Here is an 18,140-nt window from a genome sequence, read left to right as displayed (position 1 = left end):
AAGGCTGCGCCATGGCGCCTGGCCAGCTATGATGATGGCCAGAGACCTCGACGCCGGAGTCACCCTTGACTAGTTTTTTTAGACGGGCCGCCGACGTTCTTCAACGTCTGGAACGCATTCAGCTCAACCGCCCGACACGTTACGTGGGGGCCGTGCTGGTGGTCGCGCTGTCCTGTGCCCTTCGTGCGCAGATGTCATCCACGGCACTCCCCTACCTGTTTTTCATCCCCGGCCTGATGCTCATCGGCTTCTGGTTTGGCGTGGGCCCCTCGGTACTGGGATGTGTCCTGGCCATGCTGGCGGCACAATATTTCTTCATTGGACCGATCGGTTTCGAGGCCGATGCGACGGCCTGGCTCAACAGCCTGAGTTTCGGCCTGGTCACCCTGGGGATCGCCATTGTGTGCGCCCTGCTGCGACGCAGCCTCAGGGCGCTGGACAACGTCAACAGAAACCTCGAGGGCGAGGTCCAGCGGCGCACGGATGAGCGTGATGGTATCTGGGAGGCCTCTCCCGACCTGATCTGCACCTTGTCCGGGAGCGGCGATGTGCTGGCGATGAACCCCGCCTGGCAGGTCGAGACGGGCTGGACCGAGCAACAGCTCAGGGAGGGTGCGTTCTATAGCCTCATTTCGCCGGCCCAGTTGTCGGACGCCTTGCGCATCCTCGGTGAACGGCCGATCGCGGAACTCGACACGCAGAGTGTACGCAGCAATGGCCAGCCCCTGCTCCTGAACTGGCGAATCACCGGGCGTGGCGATCTCTATTTTGCGATAGCGCGGGATATCACGCTCTATCGCGAGCGCCAGAACGCCCTGGAGCGGGTCAGCTCGCAGTTGCAGCAGAGTCAGAAAATGCAATCGCTCGGGCAGTTGACGAGAGGTCTGGCGCATGATTTCAACAACCTGCTCACCATCATCAATGGCACCCAGGAGATGATCCAGCAGCGGCTCTCCCAGGGGCGAATCGACGAGATCGATCGTTATGTCACCCTGGCCCGGCACACCACGCACCGCGCCAGCTCCCTGACACACCGCCTGCTGGCCTATGCCAGGAAACAACCGCTGAACAGCGAAACGGTCGACCCGGCCCTGCTCATCGAGGAGATGAAGGAGCTGATTGCCAGGACCCTGACACCGCAGATCGAGTTCGAGCTGCTGTCGTCGATACACTCGACGCTCTGCCACTGCGATGCCAGTCAACTGGAAACGGCTGTCCTGAACCTCTGCATCAACGCACGGGATGCCATGCCCAATGGCGGCCGATTACAGGTCGAGGTGGACCGGCTTGCGGTCAACGCCCCGCGCCAGGGTTGCGAACTGCGAGTCGGCGACTATGTGCAGATCCGTGTCGTGGACACTGGCATGGGCATGCCGGCCAGCGTGGCCGAGCGCGCGTTCGAACCGTTCTTCACCACCAAGCCGCTGGGTTCGGGCACCGGGCTGGGGCTGTCCATGGTGCACGACTTCGCGCGCCAGGCCCGCGGGCATGCGCAAATCGACTCGGTATTGGGTGAAGGCACCTCGGTCAGCCTGTTGTTGCCGGTCTACCGCGGTGTCCCGCCGGCGGCGAACGTCGCTGACGTTGAAGCAATCACCGCAACCCACCGCGAAAATCGTGGCTCGGTGCTGGTCATCGACGATGAGGCCGCCATTCGGGAACTGGTGGGGGAGGTACTGCAGGATATGGGCTACGAGGTGTTCGAGGCGAGCACCCCCGACCAGGCCCTGCAGCGGGTCGACGAAATCCCGGACCTGCAACTGGTGGTGACGGACATCATACTGCCCGGCCACCTGGATGGTCACGGCGTGGCCAAGGCGGCCTGGGCAGTGCGCCCTGACCTCAAGGTCCTGTTCATTTCAGGCCTGATTGACGCCAGCAGCCGCGTTCCCGAACAACCGGGCAATGCCAGGCTGCTGGTCAAGCCCTTCACGATCCAGGAACTCCAGGCGAACGTTGAGCAACTGATGGCCTAGCTCAACGGTTTGGCCTGAAGGTCATCGACTCACTTGTGCAGGATCGCCTGGTGAATGTCCTGCAGTGCCATGATCCGTTGCGCGGCATTGAGCTTGATGGCTTCCTTCGGCATCCCGAACACCACGCAACTGGCTTCATCCTGGGCCACCGTCGTGGCACCGGCGTCGAGCATTTCCTTGAGACCTCGTGCGCCGTCGTCGCCCATGCCGGTCATGATGATGCCGGTGGCGTTCTTGCCGGCGAACTTGGCCACCGAGCGAAACAGCACGTCCACCGACGGGCGATGGCGGTTGACCAGTGGTCCGTCGATGACCTGGGCGTGGTAGAAGGCCCCGCTGCGGGTCACCATCAGGTGTTTGCCGCCAGGAGCGATCAGCGCCAGGCCGGGCAGGATGCGGTCATTGTTGCGCGCTTCGCGGACTTCGATCTGGCACAGGCTGTTCAGACGCTCGGCAAAGGACGCGGTGAACTTCTCCGGCATGTGCTGGACCACCACCATGCCCGGGCACACCCTCGGCAGCGCGGTCAGCACCGTTTCCAGCGCCTGGGTGCCGCCGGTGGACGTGCCGATGGCGACGATGCGCTCGGTGGTCTGGGCCATCGCGTGGCCGGTGGCGGCAGGCAGGATCACGTCCGCGCTGAACTTGCTGGCGGGAACCGGGGCCGGCGTCGCAGGCGCACTGCGCCGGCCCAGGTTGCCAAGATTGGCCTTCGCCGCCGCGCGAATCGCCGCGACCAGCTCGGCCGCCGAGTCGATCAGAAAGTTCTTCAAGCCGGTGGTCGGCTTGGTGATGATCTCCACGGCACCGGCCGACAGCGCCTGCATGGAGGTTTCCGCGCCTTTCTGGGTCAGGGAGGAACAGATCACCACCGGCGTCGGCCGCTCGCTCATGATCTTGCGCAGGAAGGTGATGCCGTCCATGCGCGGCATTTCCACGTCCAGCACGATCACATCCGGCCATTCGCGGGCCAGCTTGTCCATGGCGAAGATCGGGTCGGAGGCGGCGCCCATGACGTGGATGTCCGGCGTATCACTGAGGATCGACAGCAGCACCTGACGCACCACGGCGGAGTCATCGACCAGCAACACATTGATTTTCTTGTTAGGCATGTCTATCGAGTGTTCCCATTGGTTGGTGCCGGACCCAGACGTTGCCGTTCCACAGGTCGAATAGAATCGTACGGTAGCCGGTACTGCCCATGTCCTGGGCAGCCAGGTGCAAGCGATGATGCTCGGCCAGCTCCAGCGCGGCACGGATGTTCAGGCTGGCCACGTCCTGCGCGGGCAAGCTACGCCGCTGTTCGGGGAACATCTCGCCACCACCGAACAGCTTGACCTGGTAGTCCTGCGGCGTCGTGCCGTGGGCGCGGGCATGCCCCAGCAGCAGTTCGACCGCCTCGTCGGCATACCTGCCGTCCAGCGCAAGGTCCCTGCGCGAGCGGGCCGGCAACATGAAATGGCACATGCCGCCGATCCGTCGTTGCGGGTGCCAGAACGTGAACGCCACGCACGAGCCGAGCAGCGTGCGCAGGCGCGTCGGTCGCGCCGCGAAACTCACCTGCCCGGGCGCCAAGACCACTTCACTCACACCTGTAGGCTTCTTCATGGTTTTCGGTAGATCGACGGGGCCACCAGCTTGAGCGTGTCATTCACGCCGTGCAGGCTTTCCGAGTGGCTGATGATGAAATAACCACCGCTCTTGAGTCGCGGCAACAGGCGTGCCACCACTTGGCGCTTGGTCTTCTGGTCGAAATAGATCATGACGTTGCGCAGGAAAATCACCTCGAACTCACCCAGGTCGGGCAGGTTCTCGTTGAGGTTGACCTGGACGAAATTGACCCGGTTGCGCAGTGCCTTGTCGATCAGGAAGGTACCGTCCTGGCGGCCGATGCCCTTCAGGCAGTATTTGGTCAACATCGGCATGGGCAAGGTGCCGGCGCGCTCCATGGGGTAATGCCCACTGCGCGCCCTGGCCAGCACCTGGGTGCTGATGTCCGAGCCGACCACTTCCCAAGGCGTGGTCGCCAGGCCTTCGGCCAGGGTCATGGCCAGGCTGTAGGGTTCTTCGCCAGAGGAGCTGGCAGCGCTCCACACGCGAAACAGCCGGCCTGGCGGAGCCTTGGGCAGCACCTGTTGCCGCAGGAAGTCGAAGTGCTTGGGCTCACGAAAAAAGTAGGTTTCATTGGTCGTCAGCAGGTCGAGCGCGACCTGCAGCTCACTCTTGTGCTGATCGCTCATGATCAGCCTGAAATACTCCCCGTAGCTCTCCAGCTCATAATGCTTGAGACGCTTGAACAGCCGCCCGGCCACCAGGGCCTTCTTGCCCTGCGACAGATTGATGCCGGCCGCGCGGTACAACCATGCCTGGAACTGGTCGAACTCGCGATCATCGAGGGAGGCAACTTCCGACATGATCGGCCCTTAACGCGAATCGAGGTCGAGCCCCGGCGCCTGGACAACCTCGGCGAGGCTGGACATCTCGTCGATGGACAAGACCTTGTCCACCGCCAGCACAATCACGAACTTGCCGTCGATCTTGGCCATGCCGCTGATGAAATCGGCGCGAATCCGGGCGCCGAAGCTGGGCGGCGGCTCGATCTGGTCGGCGGGGATGTCCTGCACGGCCGAGACGGTGTCCACCAGCAGCCCGATATCCTGGCTCTCGCCCTCCTCGCTCCTGGCCTCGATGATGATGACGCAGGAGCGCCGGGTAATGGTCGAGGTCGCCCGACCAAAGCGCGCCGACAGGTCAACCACCGGCACGACGGCGCCACGCAGGTTGATCACGCCACGCACGAAGGCGGGCATCATCGGCACCACGGTCAGGCTGCCGTACTCGATGATTTCCTTGATCCCCAGGATACCGAGGGCAAACATCTCGCCGCCGAGTATGAAGGTCAGGTACTGCCCGTCCTCACTTGTCGCGACCGCACTATGCCGGGTCGTCATGACTGCGCCCATGTCGTTCTCCCTTTAGGCCCGTATCGATCCTGCGATCAGAAACGGGTGAATTCCGATTCATCCAATGCACCCGCCGCTTCCTGGGCGAGCGCCCTGCGCGGGGCCTGCGCCGCCGGGCGTGGAGCCTGGCGGTCCGGTTTGGTGGCGCCGGTGCCCTCCACACTGCGCGCAGGGGCGGCCCGGGGAGTGGCATCGAGCACGAAGAAGCTCATGGCCAGCTGCAACTGCTCGGCCTGGCTGCTCATCTCTTCCGCGGTGGCGGCCAGTTCCTCGCTGCTCGAGGCGTTCTGCTGGGTGACCTGGTTGAGCTGGGTCATCGCCATGTTGATCTGCGAGACGCCGGCGGACTGCTCCTCGGACGCGGCGCTGATCTCCTGCACCAGGTCGGAGGTCTTGGTGATCGACGGCACCATTTCATCGAGCAACTTGCCGGCTTTTTCGGCCATGTCCACGCTGCTGGAGGACAACTCGCCGATTTCCTGGGCAGCCACCTGGCTGCGCTCGGCCAGCTTGCGCACTTCAGCGGCCACCACCGCGAAGCCCTTGCCATGTTCGCCGGCCCGCGCAGCCTCGATGGCCGCGTTGAGGGCCAGCAGGTTGGTCTGGTAGGCGATGTCATCGATGATGCTGATGCGCTGGGCGATCTTCTTCATCGCCACCACGGTCTGCTGCACCGATTCGCCCCCCTCGCCGGCTTCCTTGGCGGCCTTGCTGGCCATGCCATCGGTGACCTTGGCGTTCTCGGTGTTCTGGTTGATGCTGGCGCTCATCTGCTCCACCGAGGCACTGGTTTCCTCGACGCTGGCCGCCTGTTCGCTGGTGGCCTGGCTCATCGACTGCGCGGTGGCGCTGACCTGCTCCGAGGCACTGGCCAGGTTGTCGGCGGCGTTGCGGACCTCGCCGATGATATGCGCCAGCTTGCCGACCATGTTGCGCATGGCGTTGAGCACCATGCCGGTCTCGTCCTTCGCGCCCGCCTCGATGTGGGTGCCGAGGTTGCCATCGGCCAACTGCTCGGCGGCCGCCGCAGCATGGCGCAAGGGGCGCGAGATGATCCGGGCGATGAACAGGGCCAGGCCCAGGCCGACCACCAGCGCAACGATCAGGGCGACGACGATCGAAAGGCGCGAGCTCTCGTACAGTTCCGAGCCCCGGTTGCCTGCCGAGGTCGCGCCGGCGTCGTTGAGTTCGATCATTTTCTGCAGACGGTCGGTCAGTTCATCGAAACGCGCCCTGGATTCACCGCGCAGCAGCAGACGAGCCTGCGCCTCCTGCGCCTCCCGCGACAGCTCGAGCAGTTTCTGGCTATCCGCCAGGTAGGCGCTCCAGGCACGCTTGACACTCTCCAGGAGCTGACGATCCTCGTCGTTCGACAGCAGCTTCTCGTAGGTGCCCAGCCGTGTCTCGAATTGCTGGCGCGACTCGGTGGCCTCGCGTTCGGCCTGGGCCTTTTCCTCGGCGACCTCGGTGGCGACGTGACGATTCTCCTTCAGGCGATAGTTGGCGGCAAAAAAGCGCATGCCGGCCGCTGCGCGCATTGACGGCATCCAGTTGCCCCGGATGTCTTGCGCCGCCTGGTTGACACTGCCGAGCTGGACGACCGCGAAGCCGCCCATGGCCGCCGTCAGCGCCAGCACCACCAGGAACGAGCTGATCAGCTTGATGGAAATCTTGAGATCGTAGAACCATTTCATCGGGGAACCTCCATGGAATTGCAAAGACGTCAGCGACCGACGACAGGTGGCAACTGGGGTGCCTGGGCCGTTCGGGCTTCCCGTTGTACGATTTGGTTGAGCAGTGCCGGTATATCCAGGATCAGCGCCACCGCGCCGCTGCCCAGGATGGTCGAACCACTGATACCGCGCAGCGCGCCGAAGAGCTTGCCCAGGGGCTTGATCACGATCTGGAACTCACCGAGCAGCTCATCCACCACCAGCCCGGCCTTGTGCTCGGCGTAGCGCACCACCACCACGTTCTGGCGTCTGGCGGCTGGGCCCTCGTGGTTGAAGTGATCGCGCAGGTCCACCAGCGGCAACACCTCGCCCCGCAGCCCCAGGTAGCCGCGGTCGCGGCTGGACTGGCGCTGCTGTTCATCCAGCTCGATACACTCCTGAACCATGTCCAGCGGGATCACGTAGGTGGCGTGGTCGATGCCCACCAGGAAACCGTTGATGATCGCCAGGGTCAACGGCAGGCGAATACGCACCACGGTGCCCTGGCCGGGACGGCTGTCCAGGTCGACGGTGCCGCGCAACAGGGTGATGTTGCGCTTGACCACGTCCATGCCAACGCCACGCCCGGACAGGTTGGTCACCGCTTCGGCGGTGGAGAAGCCAGCCTCGAAGATCAGGTTGTAGATCTCCTGGTCGGTGAGCACCGCTCCGCTGGCGACCAGCCCGCGCTCCTGGGCCTTGGCCAGAATCCGTTCACGGTTGAGACCGGCGCCGTCGTCGGCAATCTCGATGACGATGCTTCCCGAGTCGTGATAGGCGTTGAGGCTCAGGTGCCCCTTGCCCGGCTTGCCGGCCGCACGCCGGGCGTCGGCGCTTTCGATCCCGTGGTCCATGGCGTTGCGCAGCAGGTGCATGAGCGGATCGCCGATCTTCTCCACGACCGTCTTGTCCAGCTCGGTTTCCGCCCCGTTGATGATCAGGTCGATGTCCTTGCCCAGTTCCTGGCTGACGTCGCGGACCACGCGCCGGAAGCGGTTGAAGGTGTCGCCGATGGGGATCATGCGCAGGTGCAGCGCGCCATCGAGGATTTCCTCCACCAACCCCGACACCGTCGAGTTGGCCTCCTGCAGCGAGTCGTTATCGCAGGAGCGGGCCAGCAGGTTCGCACCGGCGCTGGCGATCACCAGCTCGCCGACCAGGCTGATCAACTCGTCGAGCTTGTCGGCATTGACCCGGACATAGTTGCCATCGCGGGCTTTCGCTTCGCTGGTTGCCGGCAACCGCGCGGGCGCAGCGGGCGTGGCCTGCTGCTCCGGCAGCATGACCAGCCCGGTGCTCGGAACAGCGGCGTCGTCATGGGCTTGCTCGACGGCACTGATCCGCACTTCGCACTCGTCACGCACGAAGTCGAAGACCTCGTTGAGGGTGGCGTGGCTGGCCGAGGAGCGCAGGTCGATTTCGAACCCCAGGTAGCAGCTCTCCGGGTCCCAGCTTTCCAGGGTCGGGATGTCCTCGGTCACTGTCTGCACCTCGACCAGTTGCCCCAGGGTCTCGAGGTAGCGCAGGAACGACAACGGGTCCATGCCATTGCGGAACACGTCCACACCGAAGCGCAGGGAGATGTGCCAGAGCACTTCACCGTGCGTATCCGCCTCGGCAACGGCAATCTCGACGCTTTCGCCCTTCCCGGCGGGCGCCTGATAGGCACCGAGTGCTGCCCGCAATGCCGCTTCGCGCTCCAGCGCAGCCGGCCCGAGTGCCTCGCCACGGTTGGCGACGACCTCGATCAGCTCGAGCATATGGTCGCCACACTTGAGCAGCACCGCGATCAGGGCCGCATCCACGGCCACACTGTCATCACGGATACGGTCGAGCACGTCCTCCACGATATGCGTGAAACTGACGATAGGCGCCAGGCCGAACAGCCCGGCGGAGCCCTTGATGGTGTGCGCGGCGCGGAAAATCGCGCCGATGGCATCCTGGTCGCCGGGCTCGCTTTCCAGCTGCAGCAGGGATTGCTCCATGGCCTGCAACAGTTCGTGTGCCTCGACGATGAAGGTCTGTAATGCCTGATCGAGATTGATACTCAACTGGACGTTCCTTGTCGGTCACTAACGGTCACGGCCCCGGTTACAGGGCCGTACTTCGACAGAGTTCAAGCGTTTGCGCGACCGTCTGGCTCTTGCCAGTCAGGCTCAAGGCCATGCCAGCCAGGCCGGTTTCACGCTCGATGACGGCGAGCAGCTGCAGCCCGGCGCCATCCATTTCGGTGACCTGCGACAGGTCCAGCTCCAGGCGCGGCACCGCACCAAGCTGCGCCAGCAACGCGCTCGCCAGCTCGGCGACGGTGTAGATCGTCAGCTCGCCGTCAACGGCTACGCGGGCCGTGTCGCCGACGGTTTCGCGGGTAACGGACATCGCAACCTCCCGGGCCGATCAGGGCAGGATCAGTTTGGAAACCGCCGCCAGCATCTGTGCCGGCTGGAATGGCTTGACCACCCACGCCTTGGCCCCCGCAGCCTGACCCTCCGCCTTCTTCGACTCCTGCGATTCGGTGGTCAGCATGATGATAGGCGTGAACTTGTAGTTAGCCAGTTTCTTGACCTCCTTGACGAAGGTGATGCCGTCCATGTTCGGCATATTCACGTCACTGATGATCAGGTGCACTTTCTGCCCGGTGAGCTTGCTCAACGCATCCTTGCCATCACTCGCCTCGATCACGTCGTAACCGGCGCCTTTCAGGGCAATTCCGACCACTTGTCGCACACTGCTGGAATCGTCGACCACTAATACGCTCTTCGCCATGATGGGCTCCTAAAAGAAGGTGATGTCCTGGGAACTCTGTTGGGCGGCGGCAGCGCCATGGTGAATACGCCGCTGCTCGTCGGTGGCATAGGTGGACTCCATGCGCGCCAGCCATTGCTTGACGTCCATCGCCGCCACCTGGTCGGGCGCGCGGCTGACCTGCAACAGGTGATCATGCAAGGCGTTGATGTTGTCGCGCACATGGCTGAGGATCTGACTGACCCGGTCCTGGAACTGCAGGTTGACCAGCACATCGGTCATCTCGTCGCGAATGCCGTAGCTTTCCTGCTTGAGCAGGTCGGCGGAGTCGGCCAGGCGCCCGGTGATGTTCTGGAAACGCTCGAGCACCAACTGGATGCTCTGTTCGGAGGCGACCACCGAATGGCTGTCCTCGTCTGCGCTGCTGGAGGCGGCCTGCACCAGCTGGGTAATGGCATTGTTGATGATGTCGACCTTGGCCGACATCTGCTGGCCGGTCTCGCTGGACTTGCTCGACAGGTTGCGCACTGCATCGGCCACCACGGCGAAGCCGCGCCCGGCTTCACCGGCCCGTGCCGCCTCGATGGCGGCATTGAGGGCCAGCAGGTTGGTTTGCGCGGCAATCGCCGCAACGTCGGCGGCCATGGTGCGCAGTTCGCCGGTATAGGCCGTAAGCCCGCGCACCTGGCCGAGCATATGGTCACGGCTGGTTTGCGTGGCCTTGAGCGAGTCGATGACCTGGCTCAGCTCGCTGTCGCTGCGCGCCAGGACCTTGAGCGCGCCGTCGGCGGCCTGGCCATCCAGTTCGCCAGCGGCGTCCTGCGAGGCCTGTACCGTTTCCTGAAGGCGCGCGGCGATGCCACTGAAACGCTCGACCAGGCTGACAATCGCCTCTTCGGTCTGCTGCCGCGAGCTTTCCACCTGCTTGGCCCAGATCGGCATGGCCCCCAGCAACACCTCGTCGAGCTTCGCCCGCGACGCCACGGCGTCCTGTGCAGCGTCCACGGCGGCCTGGCTGGTCTGGCCGCGAGCACCGGCACGCAGTACCGAGCCACGCCATGAGCCTGCGCTCCAGGCACAGGCGGCGAACCCGATCAGTACCAGCACCGCGCAGGCCGCCAGGTTGGCCGGGGAAGTCGATTGCACAAGAATCCAGATAACGGCGGGAACCACCGGGATGAAAGCGAACCAACGAAAACGCGGGTAACCGGAACGGGAATAAGGGCTGGACTGGGGTGGGGTCATAGGTTCCATCCTTGAATGTTGCTACCAATACAAACAACATAGGACTTATCTGTGCTCCGTGCCGCAACTTTAGACATCTCCTTATACCTTCCGTCCGGTTTATCAGCGGAAAACGCCCTGATCGACCACTCACGAACCCTCAACCGCGTTACCAAACGGCCGGCGTCGTACGCCTCGAGCCACGAACGCGAGCAAAAAAACGCCCGTATTTCGCAGATGATCCATACTCCTTCGGTCGTATCACCAAGTGGTCAGGGAAGCCATGGACAGCCGCACAGACGAGGGCATCTATCGCCGGGCATTCGAGTCATCTTCGGTGGGCCTGGCCCTGCTGGGGCTGGACGGCCGGATCCAGCACGTCAACCGGACGCTGGAGCAGATGCTCGGCCGCAGCGAGTCGGACTTGCTGGGCGCCTCGCTGGAGACCCTGCTGCATCCGCGTGATCGCCATGCCGTGCTCCGCGCCTTCGACCGGGCCCGACGCCAGCATGAGGAAATAGAATACGGCGAGATCCGGCTGGCTGCGCCGGAGGTCGATCGCCACTGGGTGCATCTGGGCCTGCAGGTGATCCACGACGATGCCGGCAGCCCTTCCCATTGCATGATTCGCCTGCAACCGTCGCCAAGGTCGCGCCAGCGTGCCGAACAGATATACCTGCTCAGCTACGCCCTGGACTACACGGCAGACGGGGTGCTGCTGCTCGATGATCAGCAACGCGTTCGCTACCTCAATGAAGCGGCCTGCCGTCTCTCGGGCCAGACACGCCAGCGCCTGCTGGGCCAGCCGCTGTCAGCGGTCCTGGCACCGGTTGCAGGGCAGTTGACGGACCTGGCCGATGACGAGTGCCTGGAAGAAGACCAGGAGACCCAGCGGGTATTCAGCTGCGAGCTGACGGTACCTGGCGAGGACGCCCCCCGCTACGTCACCATCCAGTTCAACCATTTGCGCTACGACCAGCGCCGCTACAGCCTGGCGCTGATCCACGACTTCTCCGAACAGCGGCACATCGCGGGCACCCTCCGGCGCAATGAGCGGCAATTACGCGCCCTGATCGAAAACACCCCCGACGCCATCGGCCGGCTGACTCCCGACTTTCGCCTGATCTACGCCAACCCGGCCCTGGAGGCGCTGTGTCGCCTGCCACTGGTGGAGGCTCGCGGCCGACCCGCCCGGGAAGCGTTCGGCGACAACTCCCAGGTCGATATCATGGCTGACCTGGTGCGCGAGGTCGCCTCGACCGGCGAGTCCATGCAGGAAGAACTGATACACGGCATCGACGGCCCCACCGACCAGCAGACCCACTACCTCATTCAGCTTGTGCCGGAGCGTGATGCGCAGGGTGAAGTCACCAGCGTCATCTCGATAGCCCGCGACATCAGCGGCATACGCAAGGCAGAGCGACGCCTGGCCGCCAGCAACCGCCAGTTGCTCGAACTCTCCAGCCGCCGGGAAAGCGCCCGCGAGGAAGAACGCAAGCTCATTGCCCAGGAGATCCATGATGAGCTGGGCCAGCACTTGACGGCACTGCGCATGGGCATATCGCTGCTGCGCCTGAAACACGGCGAGCAGGCACCGGGACTTGGCGATGGCGTGGAATCGCTCATGGCCCTGTGTGACCGGACCATCGGCGTGGTCCGCTACATCGCCACCAGCCTGAGGCCCGCGGCACTCAACATGGGGCTGTACCCTGCCCTGGAGTGGCTGATCAACGAATTCCGCAGCCACCACACGCACATCGCCTGCGAGTTGCTGGCCCACAGCGGCGCACCGGCCCTGGACGATAGCCAGGCCACTACCGCGTTTCGCATCGTGCAGGAGGCCCTGACCAACATCGCCCGCCACTCCGGAGCCAGTCGCGCGGTCATCAGCCTGGAGCGTGCCGACGACCGTTATGTACTCGACATTACCGACAACGGTCACGGCTTCGACCCGGCCAAGGTCGGCAGACACTCGCTAGGGCTGGCCGGCATGCGCGAACGCGGGGCCAGCCTGGGCGGCGAGGTGGTGATCTTCAGCCATCCGGCTCATGGCACCACGGTACAGGCCACCTTCCCCGTCAACGAACCTACGGAGACCGTATGAACCGCATCTTCATCGCCGACGACCACGCCATCATGCGCGGCGGCCTCAAGCAGCTGATCGAGTTCGACAGCCGTCTTCAGGTGGCGGCCGAAGCCGAGAATGGTGCCCAGGTTCTGGAGCGCCTGCGCGACGGCGAATTCGATCTGCTTCTGCTCGACATGAGCATGCCCGGGCTCAGTGGTGAAGACCTGATCAACCGCGTCCATACCCGCTATCCGAAACTGCCGATCCTGGTCCTGAGCATGCATAACGAGGCGCAGATTGCCCAGCGTGCCCTGCGGGCCGGCGCCAACGGCTACCTGACCAAGGACCACAACCCGGAAACGCTCCTGGCGGCGATCCATCGCGTCGCCAGTGGCGGCCGCTACCTGGACCCGCGCATTGCCGAACAACTCGCCTTTGCCAGCAGCAGTCCCTCGGACGATGCCGCCACCCAGCTCACCGATCGCGAGTTCCAGATCCTCCGACTGCTGGCCCAGGGCCTGAGTGTCAACCAGATCGCCGACCAGTTGGTGATCAGTAACAAGACCGTCAGCACCCACAAGGCCCGTTTGATGGAGAAGATGGGGTTCACCAGCAACGCCGAAATCGTCAAGTACGCCATGACCCATGGCTTGGCGGTATAGGCCACCCACGCCCGCGCACCGCCCCCGTCCCTGCTGCACGACCCGCCCCTTGAGCCCAGCGCCAGCGTCAGGACGTCCGCGCTCGCGTCAGGAAATCCCTACACGGATGAAAGATGTCCTTATGCCATCACCGGGATAGGACGATAGAACCGCAAGCACCGCACGCCCATTCTGTACACAACGCGCAACGCCATGTCCTGGCGAGCCCTGTGTCCTGAAGGCCTGCGACCGTGACCAGTCAACCACCATCAGGCCCTGGGCGCCACCAGGATTTCGTTCGAACGCGTCTGCCGGAGGTCCAGCCTGTCCTTCCGGCACAGATGCTGACAGCCGCTTGCGAGCTGATTCGCCCCTGATCCGGAGTCCACCATGAATACGCTGAAAGCCACCGATTGCAGCCGCCACCTGGTACTGGACAGCGCGCTGACCATCTACACCGCCGCCGACACCAAGCTGTTGCTGGCCAATGCCCTTCGCGGCGCCGTCGACCTGCACCTGGACCTCAGTGCCATCGACGAAGTGGACTGCGCAGGCCTGCAACTGCTGCTGGCAGCCTGCAACGAAGCCGGTCGCCAGCACGTCACGCTATGTCTTGAGGGCGTCAGTCCGGTCATGACCGAGATCCTGCAACTGAGCGGCATGCGTGATCTGCTGCCGATCGAAGGGGTACGTTGATGAACCTGGACAATGTGCTCGGCACCTTCATTGCCGAAAGCCGGGAGCTGCTGCTGCAAATGGAGCAGGCCCTGCTGCAGATCGAGCAATCGCCGGATGACCCCGAACTCATCAACGCCATCTTCCGTGCCGCCCACACCATCAAGGGTTCTTCCGGGCTGTTCGGCTTCGACTCCCTTGTTGCCTTCACCCATGTGGCCGAAAGCGTGCTGGATCGCGTCCGCGCCGGCGAGCTGCCATTCAGCGCCGACCTCAGTGCGCTGATGCTGCTGGTGGGCGACCACCTGGCCGGCCTGGTCGACCATATCGCCGAGGGACGCGACCTGGCGCAGCTGCCCCAGGCCCTGTGCGTCCATGAAGCCGAGTTGGTGGCACGCCTGAGCCAGTACTTGGCAGGGCCGGCCCCTACCCCGCCGCCATCCCCTGCCGAAACAGCAGAAATCTCTGCCGATGCAGTGTCCAGCCAGCATTGGCACCTGTCCTTGCGCTTTGGCACCGACAGCCTGCGCAACGGCATGGACCCGGTGGCCTTCGTTCGCTACCTGGGCACCTTCGGCCACCTGCTGCACATCGAACCGGTCCTCGATCACCTGCCCGCACTCGACGCACTTGATCCGGAAGCCTGCTACCTGGGCCTGGAAGTGGCCTTCGCCAGCGAGGCCGAACGGTCGGTGATCGAAGGCGCCTTCGACTTTGTCCGTGAGGACGGGCGCATCCGCATACTGGCCCCCGGCGATTCGCTGGCCCGTTATGCCGACCTGCTGGCCGAACAGGCCGATGAAGGTGTCGCCCAGCGCCAGCGCCTGTTGCGTTGCGGCACCCTCAGCGAGGCCGAGCTGCTTCGACTGGACACCCGGCCAGCCACCGCGACCCCGCCAGGCACCGACGAAAGCGCCTCGAGCCTCGTCGAGTCGAGCGCCGGTGTGGCCGTCGGCAAGGTCGCCAGGGAGACCAGTCGCGCCAGCGGCGAAGCCAACCTGATCCGCGTCGATGCCAGCAAGCTGGATCAACTGATCAATCTGGTGGGCGAGTTGATCATCGCCGGTGCCAATACCCGCATGCTCGCCCAGGGCAGTGGCCTGGTGAGCATGAGCGAGTCCGCCGAGACACTCTCTCGCCTGGTGGAAGAAGTGCGCGACTCGGCGCTGACCCTGCGCATGGTACAGATCGGCACCACCTTCAACCGCTTCCAGCGGGTGGTGCGCGATGTCTCCAAGGAGCTGGGCAAGGACATCATCCTGTACATCAGCGGTGGCGACACCGAGCTGGACAAGACCGTGGTGGAAAAGATCGGCGACCCGCTGACCCATCTGGTCCGCAACGCCATGGACCATGGTATCGAGTCGGCCGAGCTGCGCCGGGCCAGTGGCAAGCCCCTGCAGGGCGTGGTGCGCCTGAACGCCTACCATGAAGCCGGAGGCATCGTCATCGAAGTGAGCGACGATGGTGGCGGCCTCAACCCGGAGAAAATCCTCGCCAAGGCCATCCAGCGCGGCCTGGTCACCGAGGGCCAGCCACTGACGGACAAGGAGATCTTCAACCTGATCTTCGAGCCCGGCTTCTCCACTGCCGAGCAGATCAGCAACCTCTCCGGCCGCGGTGTCGGCATGGACGTGGTCAAGCGCAACATCACCGCCCTGCGCGGCAGCGTGGAACTGGACAGCCAATCGGGTGCTGGCACCCGCGTACGTATTCGCCTGCCGCTGACCCTGGCAATCATCGACGGTTTCCTGATCGGCGTCGGCAGCTCCAGCTACGTGGTCCCGCTGGACATGGTCGAGGAATGCATCGAACTGCCCAGTGGCGACCTGGATGACCTCGATCAGCTGGATCTGCGCGGTGACGTATTGCCCTTCATCCGCCTGCGCAACTACTTCGACGAAACCAGCCAGCGCCCACGCCGGGAGAACGTCGTGGTGGTCAGCTACGCCGGGGTCCGCGCCGGGCTGGTGGTGGACCAGTTGCTTGGCGAGTTCCAGACCGTGATCAAGCCCCTGGGCAAGGTGTTCGGTCAAGTCCCGGCCTTCTCCGGCTTCACGATTCTTGGCAGCGGCGCGGTCGCGTTGATTCTCGATATTCCAGGCCTGCTCGCCCAATTCACGCAGCCCGGTCGTCCCGGCACCCCAGGCGTTGTCCTTCCTCAATGGAGTAACCTGCAATGAACATAGCCGTTCGCATCCTCGCGTTGATCGCAACCGCCATCTCCGCCCTGCTGGCCCTGGTATTGGCATCGAGCCTGGCGGCCGGCATGGTTATTCCCATTGCCGTCGTGGCCGCCATTGCCGTCGCCGTTCAGGGCTGGCTGCTGCAACACAGCCTGGCTGACCAACTCGGTGGTGAACTCGATACGCTGCTCGAGCTCGGCCAGCAGTTGGTACGCGGCGAAACCAGCCGCCAGTCGTCCACGCCCGCCGTCTCCGGCACACTGCGAGGCTGCCTGCAACAGCTCGGTGGCCAGATAGACGGGCTTGCGCAGAACCTGCGACACGTTGCCGACGAACATGCGCGCGGGGAAATCGACGCCACCCTGAACACCCGGTTCCCAGGCCTCTACGGTGAAATGGCAGAGGACATCAACGCGCTGGTGACGAGCCACATCGATGTCAAGAAAAAGGCCATGGCCTGCGTCTTCTCGATCGCCGAAGGGGACCTGAGCGCTCCCCTGGAGGCATTCCCCGGCAAGAAAGCCTTCATCAACGAAAACATCGAGACCTTGCGTCGCAACCTGACCAGCCTGCTGAGCGAAATGCGCCGCATGTCCGACGAACACGACCGGGGGGACATCGACGTCGTCATCGACGCCTCGCGCTTCCAGGGCAGCTACGGCGAGATTGCCCGCGGCATCAACGCGATGGTCGCCGGCCATATCAGCGTGAAGAAAAAGGCCATGGCCTGCATCAAGGCCTTCAGCGAGGGGGATCTGACCGCACCGCTGGAGCAGTTCCCCGGCAAGAAGGCCTTCATCAACGACAACATCGAGACCCTGCGCCGCAACATCCAGGCCCTGATCGAAGACACCCAGATGCTCAGCAAGGCCGCACTCGACGGGCACCTTGACACTCGCGCCGATGCCAGCCGCCATGAGGGCGATTTCCGCCGCATCGTCAACGGCATCAACGATACGCTCGAAGCCATCATCACCCCGCTGCGCGAAGCGATGGGCGTGATTGAAGGGATGGCCGTGGGCGACCTCACTTGCACCATGAATGGCCACTACAACGGCCACCTTGATGAACTGAAGCAATCGCTCAACGCAACGGTACGCAAACTGGCCGACGTGATCGGCCAGGTACACCAGTCCACCAGCATGCTCAGCAATGCTGCCGAGGAAATCTCCGCCACCGCGCAAAGCCTCAGCCAGGCCGCATCCAGCCAGGCCGCCTCGGTCGAGGAGACCAGCGCCGCGATGGAGCAGATGTCCGCCTCGATCGGCCAAAACACCGAAAATGCCAAGATCACCGACGGCATGGCCGGCAAGGCCGCCCGTGAAGCCAGCGAAGGCGGCCAGGCCGTACGCGACACCGTCTGCGCGATGAAGACCATTGCCGACAAGATCAGCATCGTTGACGACATCGCCTACCAGACCAACCTGCTGGCCCTCAATGCCGCTATCGAAGCCGCCCGTGCCGGCGAGCACGGCAAGGGGTTCGCGGTGGTCGCGGCCGAGGTGCGCAAGCTGGCCGAACGTAGCCAAGTGGCCGCGCAGGAAATCAGTGAGGTGGCCAAGAGCAGTGTTTCCCTGGCCGAGCGCGCCGGCACCCTGTTGGACCAGATGGTCCCCTCGATCAGCAAGACCTCGGACCTGGTGCAGGAGATTGCCGCCGCCTCGGAAGAGCAGACCACCGGCGTCAACCAGATCAGCGATGCCATGACCCAGCTCAGCGATATCACCCAGCAAAACGCAGCCGCCTCGGAGGAGCTTGCCGCCACGTCGGAGGAGATGACGGTGCAATCGAACAACCTGCAGGACCTGATGCGCTTCTTTCAACTGGCCACGCCCGGTGGTGCCGCCAGCGTGTTGCGCTTTCAGCACACGCCATCGCAGATGCATCGCGGCGCCGCGGCACTGGATGCAGATGAGCAGGACAGCGGATTCATCCGCTTCAGGAGCTGAC

Annotated in this window: 15 protein-coding genes; 6 read left to right on the top strand and 9 right to left on the bottom strand. The window is 64.0% G+C overall.

What is annotated here, in order from left to right:
- Positions 1-65: 65 nt before the first annotated feature.
- Positions 66-1,976 (top strand): ATP-binding protein, encoded by a 1,911-nt coding sequence (locus tag HU752_RS15115; protein ID WP_186677067.1) that lies wholly within the window; start codon positions 66-68, stop codon positions 1,974-1,976.
- A 29-nt stretch (positions 1,977-2,005) separates the two neighbouring features.
- Here the strand turns inward: HU752_RS15115 and HU752_RS15110 are convergent, their stop codons facing one another.
- Genes HU752_RS15110 through HU752_RS32175 form a run of 9 tightly spaced genes read right to left on the bottom strand, consistent with a single transcriptional unit; the run spans position 2,006 to position 10,092 of the window.
- Positions 2,006-3,088 carry a protein-glutamate methylesterase/protein-glutamine glutaminase gene (locus tag HU752_RS15110; RefSeq protein ID WP_186677069.1) on the bottom strand — a complete coding sequence of 361 codons (1,083 nt, stop codon included), beginning with the start codon at positions 3,086-3,088 and terminating at the stop codon, positions 2,006-2,008.
- Positions 3,081-3,584 carry a chemoreceptor glutamine deamidase CheD gene (gene cheD / locus HU752_RS15105; RefSeq protein ID WP_186677070.1) on the bottom strand — a complete coding sequence of 168 codons (504 nt, stop codon included), beginning with the start codon at positions 3,582-3,584 and terminating at the stop codon, positions 3,081-3,083. The genes HU752_RS15110 and cheD overlap by 8 nt, the downstream gene beginning before the upstream one ends.
- On the bottom strand, positions 3,581-4,390 hold the full coding sequence (locus HU752_RS15100; protein WP_186677072.1) for a CheR family methyltransferase: 810 nt from the start codon (positions 4,388-4,390) through the stop codon (positions 3,581-3,583). Before HU752_RS15100 ends, cheD begins: the two co-directional genes overlap by 4 nt.
- A gap of 9 nt (positions 4,391-4,399) precedes the next feature.
- Positions 4,400-4,939, bottom strand: coding sequence for a chemotaxis protein CheW (locus tag HU752_RS15095; protein WP_186677073.1), 540 nt, complete (start codon positions 4,937-4,939; stop codon positions 4,400-4,402).
- Positions 4,940-4,974: 35 nt separating this feature from the next.
- Entirely contained in the window at positions 4,975-6,633 is a 1,659-nt protein-coding gene (locus HU752_RS15090) for a methyl-accepting chemotaxis protein (RefSeq protein WP_186677075.1), read from the bottom strand.
- A 29-nt stretch (positions 6,634-6,662) separates the two neighbouring features.
- Complete coding sequence (locus HU752_RS15085; protein ID WP_186677079.1) at positions 6,663-8,702, bottom strand: chemotaxis protein CheA; 2,040 nt, start codon at positions 8,700-8,702, stop codon at positions 6,663-6,665.
- Positions 8,703-8,742: 40 nt separating this feature from the next.
- Complete coding sequence (locus HU752_RS15080) at positions 8,743-9,030, bottom strand: STAS domain-containing protein (RefSeq protein ID WP_186677081.1); 288 nt, start codon at positions 9,028-9,030, stop codon at positions 8,743-8,745.
- Positions 9,031-9,048: 18 nt separating this feature from the next.
- A complete protein-coding gene (locus HU752_RS15075) occupies positions 9,049-9,417 on the bottom strand; it encodes a response regulator (RefSeq protein ID WP_186677083.1) in 369 nt (122 codons plus the stop codon).
- Positions 9,418-9,426: 9 nt separating this feature from the next.
- Complete coding sequence (locus HU752_RS32175; protein WP_437182370.1) at positions 9,427-10,092, bottom strand: methyl-accepting chemotaxis protein; 666 nt, start codon at positions 10,090-10,092, stop codon at positions 9,427-9,429.
- 811 nt (positions 10,093-10,903) lie between these two features.
- On the opposite strand from HU752_RS32175, the gene HU752_RS15065 reads away from it, so the two are divergent.
- From HU752_RS15065 to HU752_RS15045, 5 genes are all read left to right on the top strand, one after another.
- The gene (locus HU752_RS15065; protein ID WP_186677089.1) at positions 10,904-12,724 is read left to right on the top strand and encodes a PAS domain-containing sensor histidine kinase; all 1,821 of its coding nucleotides are present in this window, start codon (positions 10,904-10,906) and stop codon (positions 12,722-12,724) included.
- Positions 12,721-13,350 carry a response regulator gene (locus HU752_RS15060; RefSeq protein WP_186677091.1) on the top strand — a complete coding sequence of 210 codons (630 nt, stop codon included), beginning with the start codon at positions 12,721-12,723 and terminating at the stop codon, positions 13,348-13,350. The genes HU752_RS15065 and HU752_RS15060 overlap by 4 nt, the downstream gene beginning before the upstream one ends.
- A gap of 369 nt (positions 13,351-13,719) precedes the next feature.
- Positions 13,720-14,025: an STAS domain-containing protein gene (locus tag HU752_RS15055; RefSeq protein ID WP_186677093.1), complete on the top strand. Its 306-nt coding sequence runs from the start codon at positions 13,720-13,722 to the stop codon at positions 14,023-14,025.
- Positions 14,025-16,187: a chemotaxis protein CheA gene (locus tag HU752_RS15050; RefSeq protein ID WP_186677095.1), complete on the top strand. Its 2,163-nt coding sequence runs from the start codon at positions 14,025-14,027 to the stop codon at positions 16,185-16,187. The genes HU752_RS15055 and HU752_RS15050 overlap by 1 nt, the downstream gene beginning before the upstream one ends.
- Entirely contained in the window at positions 16,184-18,139 is a 1,956-nt protein-coding gene (locus HU752_RS15045; RefSeq protein ID WP_186677097.1) for a methyl-accepting chemotaxis protein, read from the top strand. The genes HU752_RS15050 and HU752_RS15045 overlap by 4 nt, the downstream gene beginning before the upstream one ends.
- The last annotated feature ends 1 nt before the right edge of the window (position 18,140 follow it).

Origin of the sequence: Pseudomonas vanderleydeniana (genome assembly GCF_014268755.2) — a bacterium.
In the GTDB taxonomy this organism is placed as follows: domain Bacteria; phylum Pseudomonadota; class Gammaproteobacteria; order Pseudomonadales; family Pseudomonadaceae; genus Aquipseudomonas; species Aquipseudomonas vanderleydeniana.
Note: the sequence above shows the minus strand (reverse complement) of the source record. Positions and strands in the feature narration are given on the sequence as shown.